Genomic DNA, 18188 nt, shown 5'->3' on the forward strand with positions numbered 1-18188 from the left:
GCCGCCGATTTGTCTCAACCAGCCCTAATGTTTGCTAAAAAACCCCAAGAGACCACAAGCATGTCCAACACCGACAAGCGTCACGACCCCAGCCGCCAGATCGCCGCCCCCAATGGCACCGAGCTCTCGTGCAAGAGCTGGCTGACCGAAGCGCCAATGCGCATGTTGATGAACAACCTTCACCCGGATGTCGCCGAATGCCCCGAGGATCTGGTCGTCTACGGCGGCATCGGCCGCGCCGCCCGCGACTGGGCGTGCTACGACAAGATCGTCGAGACACTCCAGCGCCTGGAAGATCATCAAACGTTGCTGATCCAGTCCGGTAAACCAGTAGGCGTGTTCGAGACCCACAAGGATGCCCCGCGGGTACTGATCGCCAACTCCAATCTGGTGCCGGCCTGGGCCAACTGGGAGCACTTCAACGAGCTGGATAGGAAAGGACTGATGATGTACGGCCAGATGACCGCTGGCTCGTGGATCTACATTGCCTCACAGGGCATCGTCCAGGGCACCTATGAGACCTTCGTCGAGGCCGGTCGACAGCACTATGACGGTGATCTCAAGGGACGTTGGATCCTCACCGCTGGCCTTGGTGGCATGGGTGGCGCGCAGCCGCTGGCCGCAAGTATGGCCGGCGCCTGCTCGCTGAACATCGAGTGCCAACAATCACGCATCGATTTTCGCTTGCGTACGCGCTATCTCGATGAACAAGCCGAGGATCTCGACGACGCCCTGGCGCGACTCGAAAAGTACACCCAGGCAGGTCAGGCGGTCTCTATCGGCCTGTGCGCCAACGCCGCCGAGGTGCTCCCGGAACTGGTTAAGCGTGGCGTGCGTCCGGACATGGTCACCGACCAGACCAGTGCTCACGACCCACTGCATGGCTACCTACCCGCCGGCTGGACCTGGGACGACTATGCGGCTCGCGGCAAGAGCGAATCCGAGGCAGTGGTCAAGGCTGCCAAGCAGTCCATGGCGTTGCATGTCCAGGCCATGCTCGACTTCCAGGCAATGGGCGTTCCGACCTTCGACTACGGCAATAACATTCGCCAGATGGCCCAAGATGAAGGCGTGACGAGAGCCTTCGATTTCCCCGGCTTCGTGCCGGCCTATATTCGCCCGCTGTTCTGTCAGGGCATCGGGCCGTTTCGCTGGGCGGCGTTGTCCGGCGATCCGGAAGATATCTACAAGACCGACGCCAAGGTCAAGGAGCTGATCCCCGACGATCCACACTTGCATAACTGGCTCGACATGGCTCGCGAACGCATCAGCTTCCAAGGCCTGCCGGCACGGATCTGCTGGATTGGCCTCAAGGATCGCGCCCGCCTCGGTCAGGCATTCAACGAGATGGTCAAGAATGGCGAGCTCAAGGCACCGGTTGTCATCGGCCGCGATCACCTGGATTCCGGCTCGGTCGCCAGCCCCAACCGCGAGACCGAATCCATGCTGGACGGCTCGGACGCGGTCTCAGATTGGCCGCTGCTCAACGCCCTGCTGAATACCGCCGGCGGAGCCACCTGGGTCTCACTGCATCACGGTGGTGGCGTAGGTATGGGTTACTCCCAGCACGCCGGAGTCGTGATCGTCGCCGATGGCACGGATGACGCGCACGCGCGTCTGGGCCGGGTGCTGCGCAACGACCCCGGCACCGGGGTGATGCGCCATGCCGATGCCGGTTACGAGATCGCTAAAGAAAGCGCTCGCGAAAACAGCCTTGATCTGCCGATGATCGACGCACAGGAGAGCAAGTGATGAGCCATCTCGAGATTTCCCCAGGAAAGATGACCTTGGCACAAATGCGCCGGGTGTTTGAAGCCCCGATCCAGGTCAGCCTGCCGGATAGCGCCAACGCAGCCATCCAGCACGGCGTGGATTGCGTCAACCAGGTGCTGGCGGAAGATCGTACCGTCTATGGCATCAATACCGGTTTTGGCCTGCTGGCCCAGACCCGCATCGAAAAGGACCATCTCGAAGACTTACAGCGCTCACTGGTGCTATCGCATGCTACCGGCGTCGGCGAACCTATGGACGACTCTTTGGTGCGGCTAGTCATGGTGCTCAAGGTCAATGCTCTGGCACGAGGCTTCTCAGGTATTCGTCGCCAGGTGCTGGATGCCCTGACCACATTGATTAATGCGGAAATCTACCCACGTATCCCGCTCAAAGGCTCGGTGGGGGCCTCCGGCGATTTGGCCCCGTTGGCTCACATGAGTGCCCTGCTGCTGGGTGAGGGTCAGGCCCGCTATCGGGGTGAGTGGTTGCCTGCACACCAGGCGCTAGCCATCGCCGGTCTAGAGCCATTGGCACTAGCGCCCAAAGAAGGGCTCGCACTGCTCAACGGCACTCAGGTCTCCACCGCCTATACTCTGCGTGGATTGTTCGAGGCCGAGGACCTGTATGCAGCCGCAACTGTCTGTGGTGCCCTCACCGTCGAAGCGACGCTCAGTTCACGCGCGCCCTTCGATGCTCGCATTCACGACGTTCGTGGCCAGCAGGGTCAAATCGATGCCGCTAGTGCCTATCGCCACCTGCTGGGTGAGCGTAGCGGGGTCAGTGACTCCCATGTTGATTGCGGCAAGGTACAAGATCCCTACTCGTTACGCTGCCAACCGCAGGTGATGGGTGCCTGCCTGCGCCAGATGCGCCAAGTCGCCGAAATCTTGGAAGTCGAAGCCAATGCCGTCTCCGATAACCCCCTAGTATTCGCTGCGGAAGGCGACATCATCTCCGGCGGCAACTTCCATGCTGAACCGGTGGCCATGGCCGCCGACAACTTGGCGCTGGCCATCGCCGAGATCGGCTCGCTCACCGAGCGGCGCATCTCGCTGATGATGGACAAGAACATGTCTCAACTGCCCCCCTTCCTGGTAGAGAAAGGCGGCGTCAACTCTGGCTTCATGATCGCCCAAGTCACTGCCGCAGCGCTGGCCAGCGAAAACAAGGCCCTGGCCCATCCGCACAGCGTCGACAGTCTGCCGACATCCGCCAACCAGGAAGACCATGTATCTATGGCGCCTGCCGCCGGTAAACGCCTTTGGGAGATGGCCGCCAATGTGCGTGGCACCGTGGCCATCGAGTGGCTGGCCGCTTGTCAGGGACTCGACTTCCGCGACGATCTCACCACCACCATCCCTCTGGAGAAAGCCCGCAGCGCATTGCGTGAGCGTGTGGATTACTACGACAAGGACCGTTTCTTCGCCCCGGACATCGAGGCAACTACCGAGCTACTGCTCACGCGTACACTCAGCAAGCTAGTGCCAGACAATCTGCTGCCCAGCTACTGACAGATCACCCGCGATACTCACGTATCGCGGGTCTGAGTTATCTAAAACCATCCTTACAATGAAGGAACATCATGTCCAAACAATCACAAGACATTCCTTTTTTTGCCGCCATGCTGCCTTTCATCGTGATGATCGTCACGATGATGACGACCATTATGATTTTCGAGGGCAGTCCACACATTCCTCTCTTGATCGGCGCCGTGACGGCGGGCATCGTCGCCTGGTTCAATGGGTATTCATGGGAGGCACTTGAAAGCTATATCTACGATGGCATTAAGAAAGTGCTACCCGCCGTCGTTATCCTGATACTGGTGGGGCTGTTGATCAGTTCCTGGGTCGCTGGCGGCGTTGTCGGCGCGATGACCTATTACGGTCTGGAGTTCTTGTCACCCGACTATTTCCTACCCGCCCTGCTGCTGATCTGCGCATTCAGTACGCTGATGATGGGTAGCTCCTGGTCAACCATCGGCACCCTGGGCGTGGCGGGTATGGCAGCCGGTACCAGCATGGGACTGCCACCGGCGGCCATTGCCGGGGCGGTCGTTTCCGGCGCATTTTTCGGCGACAAGATGTCACCGCTGTCCGACACAACAATTCTTGCCTCAGGCATCGCGGGCGCGAATATCTTCGCGCACATCCGCCACATGCTTTATACCACCATCCCCGGGCTTGTCATCGCCTTGATCGTGTTCATGTTCATGGCCCATTCCACTGACGCTAATGAACTATCCCAATCGATCGGCACTGTCGTGAATAGTCTCCAGGCGAATTACATCATCTCTCCTTGGCTGTTCATCATTCCTTTGTTGATTCCGGTATTGGCAACCAGCAAGGTGCCAGCCATTCCGACTCTACTTATCGGTATCGTGCTGGGCAGCCTTTCCTATCTTTGGGTTCAAGGCGGCGACATGAAAACGCTATTTTCCGTTCTGCAGGGCGGCTATGTATCGGATACAGGTAACGAAACTGTCGACAGCCTACTGAGTCAAGGTGGCCTGGAATCCATGATGTATACCGTGTCACTAGCGATGATCGCGATGATATTTGGCGGCATCATGGAAAGTACCGGAATGCTAAGCGCGCTGGTAGGCAAAGTCGTGAGACTGGCAAGAAGCGGCAGGTCGTTGTGTGCCATTACCGTCGGCTCATCTTTTTTGACCAACGTGGTCACCGCCGAACAGTACATTTCCATCATTATTCCAGGAAGAATGTACGCTCAGTCCTTCCGCGACAAAAAGCTGCATCCCAAGAATCTTTCCCGCGCCTTGGAAGACGGCGGCACGATCACCTCACCCTTGGTGCCATGGAGCACCGATGCCATCTTCGTTTATAGCGCACTGGGTATAAGCGCCTGGTCATACGCTCCTTACGCCGTGCTGAACTACAGCGTGCCGATCATCTCCATCGCCATGGCGTTGGCTGGCTTCAAGATTGTCTACCAAAAGGTATCTGAAACGGATAACTCAGCCTACACACAAGAAACTAACGATCCCTCTTTAAGCTATAAACGCTAGTGAAAAAGAGCACCGGCCGTGCAAATATCCCTGCACCTGCCAGACGGCACGGCGCACGCCCTGCCCCAACGCAACACGGCCCCTCATTTGAGGGGCCGTGTTGCGTTTGTGGCCTGCTAGTTTCAGCGACTTCCCTATCGCGGCCTTACGGCGTCTCGTTGGAACGCGACGCATCCGCCGGATTGCTGGTCGGCCCGCTCTGAGGCACTCCCTTCTTGACCTCACGATGGCCATCGTCATAGGTATTGACCGTGCAGCCGGCGAGTCCCGCCAGCAGCAGCGCGGTTCCCACCACCGCAAATAGATAACGCATACGCTCCCTCTTTTATCGCTGATCGATCCCGAGCCCACTAGCCGAGGCTACGCACCAGTGAGCGAATGACGCGACGCGTTTAGAACGCGACTTCCATACCAGCGTAGACGGTCCGCCCCGAGGCCGACTCGAAATAGCGGTCGTTGTTGGCATTGATTCGCACATTGGCGAAATGCTCGCGGTCGAAGAGATTGCGCATGCCAACGTAGCCCTTGAGCAAGGTATCGCCGCCCAGGTGCCAGCCATCACCGACGCGTAGATTGACCAACCAGTAATCATCGACCTCCACGTCGTTGGCGTCATCCGCCACCATGTCGCCGATATACTGCGTCTCGAGCGTCGCGAAGCGCTCGTCGAGACCCTGCCAGGAGAGTTGGTTCATCCAAGTCTGTTCCGGCAAGCCGGGGATGCGATTACCGCCGTAGTTGCCATCCTGGGTGTCGTACTCGTCGAACTCGTACTTGGCCAGCGTCAAGGCACTATCGAGACGCCAGCTCGGCGTCATCTGCCAGCCCAGCGCCAGCTCGACGCCATCACGCGAGGAGTCACCGGCGTTGCGGTAAAAGTCTCGCCCATTCTCGTTGTAAGGCACCAGTTCGTCACGCACCCGCACCGAGAAAAGCGCCAGATCGTAATCTACGCCATTGTTGAAATTGCCCCGCAGCCCGATTTCACGATTCCAAGCTTGCTGTGGCTCGATGGCCGGGTTGAAACCACCCACGCCGCTAGGGTTGGCGAATTCAGAAAACGTGGGTGTTTCAAAAGACGTACCGGTATTGGCATAAATCTGATGTGTCGGCAGGTAACGGTAGCTCAAGCCGGCCGAGCCGCTCCACTCACGGAAGGTACGATCGCCGCTCTGGTCGCCATCGCTGTCGAAGTCATCGTCAATGTCGAAATCGACGCGGTCGTAACGAGTCCCCAGCGATAGCGTCAACTTGTCGGTGAGATCCAGATCGCCCTGGGCGAAAATCCCTACAGAGGTCGCCTCCTGAGTCTCGTCGGCGGCTTCACCGCTGACTGTACCGTCGAACTCGACGTCACGCCGCCAGCGATCGTCTTCTTGATGCGCCACATCGACACCGACCACATAGCGCAGCGGCAGCTCGCCGAGGGTCAGATCCTGGTGATACTCGGCGCTCCCACCGTAGTAATCGCGCTTGTAGCCAAGAAGACTGTCGCCGGGATAGGGCAGTTGTTGCTCGAAGTCGCGCTGCAGATAGAAGCCCTTGACGTACAACTCGCCCGGCCCCGCAGAAAGATCCTCGTACTGCAGCCCCAGTACCTGCTGGTCGACGTTCTGGCCAGTATCGTATTCCTCAGTGAAGTCACCAGCCTGGTCGCGATCTTCGTTGACCTGCTCGCGTGTCAGCCCGCCCGGGTCCTCTGAGCGCGGATTGTCCAGCAAGTTGACGATGGCCGTCAGTGCCCGGTCGTTGCCCAGCTCGCGACGTATCTTGGCGTTGAGGTGGTACTTCTCGACCTGACTCTGATCGCGATAACCGTCGAAATTCAGCGCCGACACACTCACATGATGCGACCAGGGCCCATTCACGCCGCCATCACTGAAGCGATATTTCTGGTAGCCGTCGCTGCCGATCTCGGCGCCCAGGCGCGTCTTCTGATCATCGCGGCCATCGGCCGTAGTCACACTGAGAACGCCCCCGGCCGCGTTGCCGTAAAGCACCGACGACGGACCGCGAATAACCTCAATGCGCTCGGCGCTGTCGAGATCGATGGCATCGAGCTGTGCCTGACCATCGGGCAATGTATAGGGAATGCCATCGGTCATCACCGTGATCCCGCGCACTCCGAAAGGCGCCCGTGCGCCGAAGCCGCGAATCGCCAGGCGCTCGCCCTGGGCGAAGTTGTCACGATTTTGCAGAAATACGCCCGGCACGCGCACCAACGACTCATCGAGACGCACGCGCTGTTGCCCTGCGGCGATGTCATCATGTTCGATCACGGACACCGCAGCGGGGGTGGTGTACAGCTCGCGATCGAGGCGTGGTGCCGTGACTTCCATTACCTCCGGCGAGGAGGATTGGGCGAAGGCAACACCGGAAACGCCCAGGGCGCCCAGCAACAAGGAGGTATTGAGGTAACGATGCGTCATGGAAATATCGACAGGTCGGGTCTGCCGGATGACGAGGCGTCGCCGGCGGACGGATTCATTAAGCGGTAGAGCATATTATCACACCCAGAACAAGCTAGCCTTATGTCTAACGCGCCATACCGCCAGGTCATGGAGTCATGGAGTCATGGAGAGGAGACGCCCCGTCGGGGCGGCATCCTGCCGCAGATGCATCCCCATCCTGGAATGCGTAAAATGCGCGCCTCGGCCTATTGCCGAGCCTTACCCGGTCCGTCCTTTACGGGGACGATTACCAGGAGACAGACATGACCGATCCGCACGACACGCCGGCCATCGTGGTGGCGGCGCTTTATCAGTTCGTCACCCTCGACGATTACGAGGCTTTGCGCGAGCCGTTGCTCGAGACGATGCGTGCCCACGACGTGAAAGGCACCTTGCTGCTCGCCTTTGAGGGCATCAACGGCACCGTCTCAGGCACGCGCGAAAGCATCGACGCGCTGCTCGCCTGGCTGCGCGCCGACCCGCGCCTGGCCGCGGTCGACCACAAGGAATCCTACTGCGACGCGCATCCGTTCTATCGCACCAAGGTCAAGCTCAAGCGTGAGATCGTCACCCTCGGCATCGACGGGGTGGACCCCAACCAGGCAGTCGGCACCTATGTCGAGCCCGAGGATTGGAACGATGTCATCGCCGACCCGGAAGTGCTGGTCATCGACACGCGCAACGAGTACGAAGTGGAAATCGGCTCCTTCGAGGGCGCCATCGACCCGCAAACCAAGACGTTCCGCGAGTTTCCCGACTACGTAAAGGCGCACTACGACCCCGCCCAGCACAAGAAGGTGGCGATGTTCTGCACCGGCGGGATCCGCTGCGAGAAGGCTTCGAGCTTCATGCTCAATGAAGGCTTCGAAGAGGTGTATCACCTCAAGGGCGGCATTCTGAGCTACCTGGAGAAGGTGCCCGAGGAACAGTCACGCTGGCAGGGCGAGTGCTTCGTTTTCGATAATCGCGTGACCGTGCGCCACGACCTCGCCGAGGGCGAGTTCGAACAGTGCCACGCCTGCCGTCGCCCGATCTCCGAAGCCGACATGGCCTCCGCGAAATACGAGCCCGGCGTAAGCTGCCCGCATTGCTGGGACAGTCTACCGGAGAAGACGCGCGCCAGTGCCCGCGAACGCCAGCGTCAGATCGAGCTTGCCAAGCAACGCGGCGAGCCGCATCCGCTGGGGCGCGACCCGCGCCGTCAGCCGGCCGGCAGCTAGAGCTGCCGAGCAGGATTGAGCCAGCACGACAAGGCCCCTTATCTGCGGGGCCTTGTCGTTAATGGCAGGCCATGTGATCTTGTCGATGCACACTGAACCGTCGAAAACGCGCTCGCGCGACTTGCATAAAGAGACCACCTCGTGATGTCCGCCGCCGAACTGCTCGAACAGCTGCGTTTACTAGATGAATCCGAGCGTATCGAGGCCAAGCGCGGCAGAGCCATGGGCAAGTCGATGCTGGAGACCACTTGCGCCTTCGCCAACGAGCCAGGGCTGGATGGGGGTTACCTGCTGCTGGGCGTGGCCGGTGACGACCAAGGCCATTATCAGGTCGAGGGCATCGATGATCCCGATCGTCTATTGAATGACTTGCACTCGGCCTGCGCCAGCAAGTTCAACGTGCCTATTCGTGTACAGGCCAACACCGAACTGGTCGAAGGCAAGCGCGTGATTGCCGTTTATGTGGCAGAAGCGCGTCCCGGCGACAAACCGATCTATTTCCAGGCGTCGGCGCTACCCAGAGCCGCCTGGCGGCGAGGACCAAACGGCGATTACCGCTGCAACAGCGATGATCTGGAGATTCTTTATCAGCAGCGTGCCCAGCTCGAATTCGATCGCTCGATACTGGAAGCCGCCACGCTCGAGGATATCGACCCTGACGCCGTCGAGGACTACCGTCGTGACCGGCGTGCCGCCAACGAGTTGGCCGAAGAGCTCAACTACACCGACGAGGAACTGCTGGAAGCGCTGGGCGCTGTCACGCGCCAGCGTGGCGAACTGAAACCGACCCTGGCCGGCACCTTGCTGTTCGGCCGACGGATTGCACTCAGACGCCTATTGCCCGCCCAGCGAGTGGACTATATCCGGGTGCCCGGCAAGGAGTGGATCGACGACCCCGACCAACGTTTCACCACCCTGGATATGCGCGATACCTTGCCGCGCCTGATCAATCGCGCTGCGGCAACGGTCATGGATGACTTGCCCACCGCCTTTCATCTGCCCCAAGGCAGCCAACAGCGCAGCGATACGCCGCTAATTCCCGCCAAAGTAATTCGCGAGGCCATTGTCAATGCGCTGATGCACCGCAACTACCGGCGCCACGAGCCAGTGCAGATTATCCGCTTCAGCAATCGTATCGAGATTCATAACCCAGGCTATTCACTCAAGCCCGAGGAATAACTAGGCCAGCCAAGTAGTGCTTGGCGCAACCCGACACTAGCCGCCGTACTGCACGAGACACGCTATGCAGAAACCAAAGGCAGCGGCATTCGTGTCATGCGTCGCCATATGGAACAAGCCGGGCTGACGCCGCCGGTCTTCGAGTCTCAGCGTCATGAAGACCGCTTCATGGCCACCCTGCTGTTTGTACACTTCCTGGACGAAGAAGCTGTCGAGTGGTTAAAACACTTCCGCCATTTACAGCTTATGGAAGAAGAGTGCCGCGCCCTGCTGCTGGTTCGCGAAACCGGCCGTATCACCAACGCAGACTACCGCGCCCAGAGCCGCGTCGATACGCTGACAGCCAGCCAGCACTTGGTGCGATTGCGTGACCTAGGGCTGCTGACCCAGATTCCTAAAGGCTCGGCAACCTATTACGTTCCAGGTGAGCGCTTTCCAAATGAAATGGAACTTACCGACGACCTTTTCGGCTTACCTCCGGAGTCTGACCGCTTATCTCCGGAGTCTGACCGCTTATCTCCGGAGTCTGACCACTTATCTCCGGAGTCCAACGGCTTATCTCTGGAGTCCAACGGCTTATCTCTGGAGTCCAACGGCTTATCTCCGGAGTCCAACGGCTTATCTACCGCACCGCGGACAGAGCTTCTGGCAGAGCTGCCAGAGCCTCTGGCCCAGCAGTTGAGCGAGTTGGGACAAAGAACCCGCGATACATCACGCATAAGGAACGTGATCGTCTCACTTTGTGCTCTTCGACCATACCGGGTCAGCGAGCTTGCCCTCTTGTTGCAACGCAACCCAGAATATCTTCAAAAACAGTACCTTAACTCGCTTCGCCGAGAAAGCTTACTGTCTTACCTCTACCTGAACGACCCTAACCGCCCCGATCAGGCCTATATCTCGACGCATGATCACGGAAAGCAGGATGAATAAACAAGACCTAACCAATGAGGTCTAGGGCTTCTGCCAGACACTACACACTCACTACAGCGTAATGACGAGCCCCCCGAGCGCCAGAATTGCCACTACCGCCCAGGCTGGCAATTTCCAGACACTCAAGAGCAGGAAACCAACCAGGGCCAACGCAAACTCGTAAGGCCCGACCACCACACTGGTCCAGACCGGCTGGTAAAGGGCGGCACCCAAAATGCCCACCACTGCAGCATTCGCGCCTCGCATCAATGACTGCACGCGTTCCAGACGCCTGAAGACGTTCCAGTAGGGCAGCACGGCCACCAGCAATGACAGCCCCGGCAAGAAGATCATGATGAGCGCCAATGCCGCGCCAAGCAGCGGCACGGACAACGCCCCCATCTCAGCACCCAGGTACGCCGCGAAGGTGAACAGCGGCCCCGGCACCGCCTGGGCGGCGCCATACCCGGCGAGAAAACTATCGGGCGTTACCCAGCCCGACTGGACGACTTCGCTTTCCAGCAGCGGGAGCACCACATGCCCGCCCCCGAAGACCAACGCACCGGCACGGTAGAAGGCGTCAGCCATCGACAGCATAGGGGACGACGACACCCAGGCCAGCCAAGGCAGCCCGATCAGCAACGTGACGAAACACACGGCTGCTATCTGGGCAGCGCGTCGAGACACCGGGAAGTGCAAGTCTCGCGACACGGGATCGCCGTGGTCACGGCACAGCAGCATACCGCCCACCGCACCGGTTAAGATGGCCGCTATCATCCCCGCCGGACCACCGATCAGCACGACGATCAGCACTGCCGCCAGCGCAATGCCGGCACGCCGCTGGTCCGGGCAAAGCTTGTGCGCCATGCCCCAGACGGCGTGGGCGACGATCGCCACGGCCGCCACCTTGAGACCATGCAGGACACCCTCGCTGATCGGCCCATCCAAGGCGGCGGCTCCTGAAGCGAACAGCACCAGCACCAGGGCCGAGGGCAAGGTAAAGGCCGTCCAAGCGGCGGCGGCTCCCCAGCCCCCGCCCCGTAACAGTCCCAGGGCGAAGCCGACCTGACTGCTGGCCGGTCCCGGAAGAAACTGACACAACGCCACCAGATCCGCGTAGTCCTCCTCCGACAACCAGCGGCGCCGCGTGACGAACTCGGCACGAAAATACCCCAGGTGGGCAATGGGGCCGCCAAAGGAGGTCAGGCCCAGCATCAGAAAGGTAAAGAAGACTTCCTTGATACGTTCAACGGAGTGGCGAGCATCTCGCATGGAACCGGCCCCCGAGCAAGCGGATGAGGAGAAACCTGCGCTCACCGTGCCCGCCCTTACCGTTGAACGCCACCATGGCGGTGTTTCGTGTTCTCCGGGACGTCTTCGCTTTACCACATGGCCTCGACTGCCTACATTGCAGAGGCGCTCAAGGAGTGAGCGCTCACGAATTCATTGACCGGCAGGAGGCCTGCATGTCATCCCTTCCCTATCCCAGCCACGCCGATCCGCGCCGCACCCTGCTGGCCAGCGCGTTGATCGGCATCGGCTGCATGGCGGCAGTCGACGAAATCATCTTCCACCAGTTGCTGGCCTGGCACCATTTCGTTGATCGCGACACGGCCTTCGCGCTGGCCTCCGATGGTGTGCTGCACGCCATCGAGCTGGTCCTGCTGGTGGTCGGCTTCTTCATGATGATCGAACTGCATGGCGCCGGCCGCCAGGCGCCCGGCTACCGTGGCCCCGGATTCCTGCTGGGCGCGGGGGGCTTCCAGGTTTTCGATGGCGTGGTCGATCACAAGATCCTGCGCCTGCATCAGGTACGCTACGTCGATAACCTGTGGCTCTACGACATCGCCTGGATCGGCTTCGGCGTCGTCGTCCTGGCGATCGGCTGGCTGTTGCTCAGGCGCGCCCAGCGTGGTCACGCTACAAGTCAGCATTAGCCTCCGACGTGTACATGCCCAACGTCGCGCAATGGCTCGCGCTGCTGGCCGCAACGCTGTATCTCGCCGGCGTGTGGCGCACCCGCCATGCCGGCAAGCCATGGTCGCCCTGGCGCAGCGCTAGCTTTGTCGTCGGTACCATCACGCTGGCCGTGGCGTTCGCCGCGCCGGTCAATGCCTTCGCCCACCACGACCTGCGCGGGCACATGCTGCAGCATCTACTGGTCGGCATGTTCGCGCCGTTGGGACTGGTATTCGGTGCACCGATCAGCCTGCTGCTGCGCAACCTAGCGCCGCCCCGGGCGCGGGAGACAGTCACGCTGCTGGGCAGCATGCCGGTGCGGATACTCAGCCATCCGCTGAGCGCCGCGCTACTCGATATCGGCGGCATGTATCTGCTGTATCTGACCCCGCTGTACACCCAGAGCATCGCCACCCCCTGGCTGCACCACGTCATCCATCTGCACTTCGTGATCTCCGGCTGCCTGTTCAGTTGGGCGATCGCCGGTCCCGATCCGGCACCGCATCGGCCGCGCTGGCGAACACGCCTGGGCGTGCTGATCCTGGCCATCGCCACCCACGCCACGCTCGGCAAACTGATGTACGCCTGGCTGCTCCCGGCAGGCACCGGCGCCAGTCCCGGCGAGATCCAGGCAGCCGCGCAATGGATGTACTACGGCGGCGATCTGGCCGAGCTCTTACTGCTGGTGGCGTTGATGCAGCAATGGTTGCGCGAACGGCAACGCGCCGCACGCGGGAAGCCGCTGCCAGCGGGATGAATGTCGGCGACTGTCTACGACGAGAGCCTCAAGGCAGGCTCACACGCATCGCCAGCGGGAACTCGTTGCAGTTGTCGCCCGCTCCGCCACGGTCGACCACCAGAAACTCGCCTTCCACGTCGAGCACCGAGTGAATGGCATGCCAGGTGCCGGCGCGGTAGTTGACCCCCTGGCGGCCATCGGTGACGAAGGCCCGTACCCGTGCCGGGTCCACGGCCTCTCCCGGTGGCGCGACGACGACGATGAAGCGCTCCCCGTGCAGCGGCATGAACGCCTGACTGCCCAGCGGATGACGTTCGAGAAAGTCCAGCGTCAGCGGCAGTGTCACGGGCTGGCTGACGAAGAGGCTGATCAGCGGCCGAGCCCCTTCTCCGAACGTTTCGATCCGCGCCAGGTCGTGATAACGCTGGGTGCGACCGCCGTTGATGGGAAAGCCGTCGGCGTCCCGGCGGTCGATGACATCGCCGAACGGCGCGAAGGCTTCGGCGGTCAGGGGCTGGGCGGTAAGTTCGAGCATGCGTTCTCCTCGGAGGATTGTCTCAGCTCAAGCGCAGTTTCATATGGCGGTTCACATCCTTGTAGAGCAGGTAACGAAACGGCCCCGGCCCGGCGGCGTAGCAGGATTGCGGACAGAAGGCCCGCAGCCACATGTAGTCGCCGGCCTCGACCTCGACCCAATCCTGATTGAGGTGGTAGATCGCACGGCCCTCCAGCACGTAGAGCCCATGCTCCATGACATGGGTTTCATCGAACGGGATCACGCCCCCGGGCTGGAAGGTCACGATGTTGACGTGCATGTCGTGGCGCACGTCCTGGGGATCGACGAAACGCGTCGTGGCCCAGCGGCCGTCGGTATCCGGCATGGCGATCGGCGCGATGTCATTGTCGTTGGTGACGAAGGCTTCGGGCACTGCCAGCCCATCGACGAACTCGTAAGCCTTGCGAATCCAGTGGAAGCGCACCGGCGCGTCGCTGCCATTGCGCAGCTGCCAGTCGCAGCCCGGCGACAGATAGGCATAGCCTCCCGGTCCCATCGCGTGCGCTTCCCCCGCGATGGTCAGCGTCATCTCGCCCTCGACCACGAACAGCACGCCCCCGGCGCCTTCATCCGGCTCCGGTCGCTCGCTGCCACCGCCAGGCGAGACCTCCATGATGTACTGCGAAAATGTCTCCGCGAAGCCAGAAAGCGGCCGCGACAGCACCCATAGCCGGGTCTTCTCCCAGTGCGGCAGGAAACTGGTGACGATATCGCTCATCACCCCCTTGGGGATTACCGCATAGGCCTCGGTGAACACCGCACGGCCATGAATCAACTGGCTCTGCGGCGGCAAGCCACCATGGGGGGCGTAGTAAGTGTGCTGTGGCATACCTCGTCTCTCCTTATTCAAGCCGGATGCGTCGCCGCCCAGTGGCGAGCGATATCCACACGCCGGGTTATCCACACCCGGTCGTGGGCCTCGAGGTGATCGAGGAAGCGCTGCAGCGCGCGGAAACGTCCGGGGCGGCCGATCAGTCGGCAATGCAGGCCGATGGAGAGCATCTTCGGCGTTTCCGCGCCTTCTGCGTAGAGTACGTCGAAGGCATCGCGCAGGTACTGGAAGAAGGGCTCGCCGTGGTCGAAGCCGGTGGGCGAGGCGAAGCGCATGTCGTTGGTATCCAGCGTGTAGGGCACGATCAGGTGGCGGTGCGTCTGGCCCTGACTGTCCTGGACGTCGCTCCAGAACGGCAGATCGTCGCCGTAGTAGTCACTGTCGTAGAGGAAGCCGCCCTGGTCGAGCAACAGCCGCCGGGTATTGGGGCTGTCGCGACCGGTGTACCAACCCAGCGGGGCCTCTCCGTAGAGCGTTCGGAAGATCTCGATGGCACGCTGCATGTGCTCACGCTCGACGGCTTCCGGCACGTTCTGGTAGTGAATCCAACGCCAGCCGTGACAGGCGATCTCGTGGCCCAGCTCCTGGAAGGCCTGCGCCACCTCGGGATGACGCTCCAGCGCCATGGCAACGCCGAATACGGTCAATGGCAACCCGCGCCGCTCGAACTCGCGCAGCACGCGCCACACCCCCGCCCGCGAGCCGTACTCGTAGATCGACTCCATGCTCAGGTGGCGGTCAGGATAGGCCTCGGCCCCGGCGATCTCGGAGAGAAACTGTTCGGAGTGGCTATCGCCGTGCAGCACGCTGTTTTCGCTGCCCTCTTCGTAGTTGAGGACGAATTGTACGGCGACGCGGGCCTTGCCTGGCCAGTTCGCTTGCGGTGGCGTGCGGCCATAGCCGACGAGATCGCGTGGATAAACGTCGGACGGATCGGTGGAGGATGCCATGCCCATGAAGACTCCCGGTTTATTGTTGTACCGCTCGGATTAACTTAGCGTGCGTTGATGTATACAAAAAATCAATCCCTCGTCGCGCCCTTGCCGGTACCTCGACTCACTGGCCAACGAAAACGCCATCCGGCGGATCTCGGCGGCTCGAGGCATGTCTGGCGCGGCAGCCATCCGACACGAGGGCGATCCGGCATTGACTTATTTTGTATTCAATACTAGAAATTTTGTAGACAAAACATGCGCGGTCCTGCCTCGCACCCAAGGAATGCCCCATGCGCTTGCACCTCATCAACCCCAACACCAGCACCGGCATGACGACACGCATCGGTGAGTCCGCCAGCCGCATCGCGGCGCCGGGCACCCGGATCGTGGCCACGCAACCGGAAAGCGGCCCGGTGTCCATCGAAGGTCACTTCGACGAGGCGATCAGCGCCGTGGGCGTGACCGAAGAAATCGCCAAGGGGGAGCGCGACGGCAGCGACGCCTACATCGTCGCCTGCTTCGGCGATCCTGGCCTGATGGCGGCCCGGGAGCTAACTCGCGCGCCGGTGCTGGGCATCGCCGAGGCCGGCTTTCACGTGGCCAGCCTGATCAGCACACGCTTCTCAGTGGTCACAACATTGGGGCGCACCGGCATCATCGCCGAGCATCTGCTGCAGGCCTATGGCTTCGCGCATCATTGCCGTCGTATCCGTGCCGCAGAGATCCCCGTGCTCGACCTGGAGGACGACGGCGACGCCGCCCTCACACGGGTGATCGAAACTTGCCGACGCGCCCGGGACGAAGACGGCATCGGCGCCATCGTGCTCGGCTGCGGTGGCATGGCTGATTTGCGTGCCACCATCGAAGAAGAAGTGGGCATCCCCATCGTCGAGGGGGTCACCGCCGCCGTGAAATTGGCCGAGGCGCTGGTCGGCCTCGGGCTCGGCACCAGCAAGCATGGCGACCTCGCCTTTCCGCGTCCCAAGTCCTTCACCGGCCATTTCGCCCATTTATCACGCTAATGCCCGCAAACGGGGGGAGTCACGTTTCCGCGCCACGACCAACACTCACTAACGCTCAAGCCTAAAGCAGCCCAAATCATCGCCGGCGTCCTCTTACCGATAATCAAAACACCAAGACGCCTGAAAGATAGATAAACAGCAGCACGCTACGCCACTCGGACGTCCCCCAGCGGGGCGCACAACAACAAATCGCGGGGCACGGTCCCGCCCGAGGAAAGCGTCATGACAAGCGACTCCGCCACGTTGGAAGGGCCGCGCCCTGCCGGCAAGGCACCGGGACAAGAGTCCCTGGACCCACAGCGTACCCGCATCATGGGACGCCTCTCGTACCTACTGGCCTGGTTCGGTGGCTGCGTGTCGATCGGCACCTTCGCCATGGGTTCGAGCATCGTCGGTACGCTCAACCTGTTGCAGGCCTCGCTGGCGATCGCCATCGGCTGTGTGGTGATCGGCGTCGCACTGACGATCAACGGTGCCGCCGGCTACAAGTACGGCATTCCCTTCATGGTCCAGGCACGCAGCGCCTTCGGCTTTACCGGCACGCGGTTACCGGGGCTCATACGTGCGGTACCGGCCATCGTCTGGTACGGATTTCAGAGCTGGATCGGCGCCGGCGCCCTGAACGCCGTGTCGTCGACCCTGCTGGGCTTCGACAATCTGGTGTTCTATTTCATCGCCTTCCAGCTCTTGCAGATCGCCCTGTCGGTGTTCGGCTTTCAGGGCATCAAGTGGCTGGAAAACATCGGCAGTGGCTTCATCCTGGCCTCGCTGGTCTACATGTTCTTCAGCGTGCTCGACAAGTACGGCGATGTCATCGGCGAACAGCTGATCGACATCGACGGCACCTGGGGACTGCCCTTCTGGGGCGCGACGATGTTGTTCCTGGGCATCTACAGCACCATGATCCTCAACGCCAGCGACTACTCGCGCGAACTCAAGCACGGCAGCGGGCCGGGGCTTCTGGCCACGCTCTACGCCATGTCGATCCTGCCCTGCACGCTGTTCATGGGCTTGATCGGGCTGATGGTCTCAGGTGCCACCGGTGTCGCCGATCCCATCGATGTCTTCGCCAACGCCGTCGACAATCCGCCGCTTCTGATCACCACGCTGTTGTTCATCGCCTTCGCCCAGGTCACCACCAACGTGCTCAACAACGTGGTACCGCCTACCTACGTACTGATGGACGTTTTCAAGCTGAAATTCCGCAGCGCCACCGTGATCGTGGGGCTGCTGGCCTTCGCGACCTTTCCCTGGGAGCTGGTCAAGGACGATTCCGCGGCCGGACTGCAATTATTCGTGCAGACCTATTCGGCGTTTCTAGGGCCGATCTTCGCGATCATGGCGGTGGATTATTACCTCATTCGCCGGCGCACGCTGGATCTCGACAAGCTCTATGACACAAACGGCCCTTATCGCGGCATCAATTACGCCGCCTGCATCGCCACGCTGATCGGCGCTCTGGTGGCGCTCAACGTCTCGGCGGTCTCGTGGTACGCGAGCCTGCTGCCGGCCGGCCTCGCCTATTACCTGATGATGCGCTATTGGCCGGCCTGCCGGCGTTTTAACCAATAACGATGACGCTGTCCTCC

The 18188-nt window shown here is 61.2% G+C and carries 16 protein-coding genes; 10 read left to right on the top strand and 6 right to left on the bottom strand.

Going from position 1 to position 18188, the window contains the following annotated elements; all coding sequences use genetic code 11:
• Nucleotides 1–60: 60 nt before the first annotated feature.
• The 3 genes from hutU to nhaC all read left to right on the top strand — a co-directional run bounded on the left by hutU (nt 61) and on the right by nhaC (nt 4798).
• Nucleotides 61–1752 carry a urocanate hydratase gene (hutU, locus tag SR908_RS07530; RefSeq protein ID WP_246924904.1) on the top strand — a complete coding sequence of 564 codons (1692 nt, stop codon included), beginning with the start codon at nt 61–63 and terminating at the stop codon, nt 1750–1752.
• The gene (gene hutH / locus SR908_RS07535; RefSeq protein ID WP_246924923.1) at nt 1752–3284 is read left to right on the top strand and encodes a histidine ammonia-lyase; all 1533 of its coding nucleotides are present in this window, start codon (nt 1752–1754) and stop codon (nt 3282–3284) included. Before hutU ends, hutH begins: the two co-directional genes overlap by 1 nt.
• Before the next feature lie 71 nt (nt 3285–3355).
• Nucleotides 3356–4798 carry a Na+/H+ antiporter NhaC gene (nhaC, locus tag SR908_RS07540; protein WP_246924926.1) on the top strand — a complete coding sequence of 481 codons (1443 nt, stop codon included), beginning with the start codon at nt 3356–3358 and terminating at the stop codon, nt 4796–4798.
• Nucleotides 4799–4943: 145 nt separating this feature from the next.
• Here nhaC and SR908_RS07545 read toward each other — a convergent pair whose 3' ends face one another.
• Together SR908_RS07545 and SR908_RS07550 are read right to left on the bottom strand one after the other, a co-directional pair.
• Entirely contained in the window at nt 4944–5111 is a 168-nt protein-coding gene (locus SR908_RS07545) for a hypothetical protein (protein ID WP_179702984.1), read from the bottom strand.
• Between the two features lie 79 nt (nt 5112–5190).
• Nucleotides 5191–7227, bottom strand: a complete 2037-nt coding sequence (locus SR908_RS07550; protein WP_246924929.1) for a TonB-dependent receptor family protein — start codon at nt 7225–7227, stop codon at nt 5191–5193.
• Between the two features lie 284 nt (nt 7228–7511).
• Here SR908_RS07550 and trhO point away from each other — a divergent pair, with 284 nt between their 5' ends.
• The 3 genes from trhO (at nt 7512) to SR908_RS07565 (ending at nt 10577) form a co-directional block, all read left to right on the top strand.
• Nucleotides 7512–8468: an oxygen-dependent tRNA uridine(34) hydroxylase TrhO gene (trhO, locus tag SR908_RS07555; RefSeq protein WP_246924933.1), complete on the top strand. Its 957-nt coding sequence runs from the start codon at nt 7512–7514 to the stop codon at nt 8466–8468.
• Between the two features lie 144 nt (nt 8469–8612).
• A complete protein-coding gene (locus SR908_RS07560) occupies nt 8613–9647 on the top strand; it encodes an AlbA family DNA-binding domain-containing protein (protein WP_246924937.1) in 1035 nt (344 codons plus the stop codon).
• A 48-nt stretch (nt 9648–9695) separates the two neighbouring features.
• On the top strand, nt 9696–10577 hold the full coding sequence (locus SR908_RS07565; RefSeq protein WP_378075737.1) for an ATP-binding protein: 882 nt from the start codon (nt 9696–9698) through the stop codon (nt 10575–10577).
• Nucleotides 10578–10628: 51 nt separating this feature from the next.
• Here SR908_RS07565 and chrA read toward each other — a convergent pair whose 3' ends face one another.
• Nucleotides 10629–11828 (bottom strand): chromate efflux transporter, encoded by a 1200-nt coding sequence (gene chrA, locus SR908_RS07570; RefSeq protein WP_246924944.1) that lies wholly within the window; start codon nt 11826–11828, stop codon nt 10629–10631.
• Between the two features lie 194 nt (nt 11829–12022).
• Between chrA and SR908_RS07575 the strand changes: the two genes are divergently transcribed.
• Together SR908_RS07575 and SR908_RS07580 are read left to right on the top strand one after the other, a co-directional pair.
• On the top strand, nt 12023–12493 hold the full coding sequence (locus tag SR908_RS07575) for a DUF2243 domain-containing protein (RefSeq protein ID WP_097021602.1): 471 nt from the start codon (nt 12023–12025) through the stop codon (nt 12491–12493).
• A gap of 14 nt (nt 12494–12507) precedes the next feature.
• Nucleotides 12508–13272, top strand: a complete 765-nt coding sequence (locus SR908_RS07580; protein ID WP_246924947.1) for a cytochrome c oxidase assembly protein — start codon at nt 12508–12510, stop codon at nt 13270–13272.
• A gap of 28 nt (nt 13273–13300) precedes the next feature.
• On the opposite strand, the gene SR908_RS07585 is transcribed toward SR908_RS07580, so the two are convergent.
• From SR908_RS07585 to puuE, 3 genes are read right to left on the bottom strand one after another with little or no spacing between them, the layout of a single operon-like run.
• Nucleotides 13301–13789 carry an ureidoglycolate lyase gene (locus SR908_RS07585; RefSeq protein ID WP_246924950.1) on the bottom strand — a complete coding sequence of 163 codons (489 nt, stop codon included), beginning with the start codon at nt 13787–13789 and terminating at the stop codon, nt 13301–13303.
• Between the two features lie 22 nt (nt 13790–13811).
• Complete coding sequence (locus SR908_RS07590; protein ID WP_246924953.1) at nt 13812–14639, bottom strand: bifunctional allantoicase/(S)-ureidoglycine aminohydrolase; 828 nt, start codon at nt 14637–14639, stop codon at nt 13812–13814.
• A gap of 17 nt (nt 14640–14656) precedes the next feature.
• The gene (puuE, locus tag SR908_RS07595; RefSeq protein WP_378075724.1) at nt 14657–15598 is read right to left on the bottom strand and encodes an allantoinase PuuE; all 942 of its coding nucleotides are present in this window, start codon (nt 15596–15598) and stop codon (nt 14657–14659) included.
• A gap of 269 nt (nt 15599–15867) precedes the next feature.
• Between puuE and SR908_RS07600 the strand changes: the two genes are divergently transcribed.
• Together SR908_RS07600 and SR908_RS07605 are read left to right on the top strand one after the other, a co-directional pair.
• Nucleotides 15868–16599, top strand: coding sequence for an aspartate/glutamate racemase family protein (locus SR908_RS07600; protein ID WP_246924957.1), 732 nt, complete (start codon nt 15868–15870; stop codon nt 16597–16599).
• Between the two features lie 222 nt (nt 16600–16821).
• Nucleotides 16822–18171, top strand: coding sequence for an NCS1 family transporter (locus SR908_RS07605; RefSeq protein ID WP_246924960.1), 1350 nt, complete (start codon nt 16822–16824; stop codon nt 18169–18171).
• Nucleotides 18172–18188: the final 17 nt, after the last annotated feature.

Origin of the sequence: Chromohalobacter canadensis (assembly GCF_034479555.1) — a bacterium.
Taxonomy (GTDB): domain Bacteria; phylum Pseudomonadota; class Gammaproteobacteria; order Pseudomonadales; family Halomonadaceae; genus Chromohalobacter; species Chromohalobacter canadensis.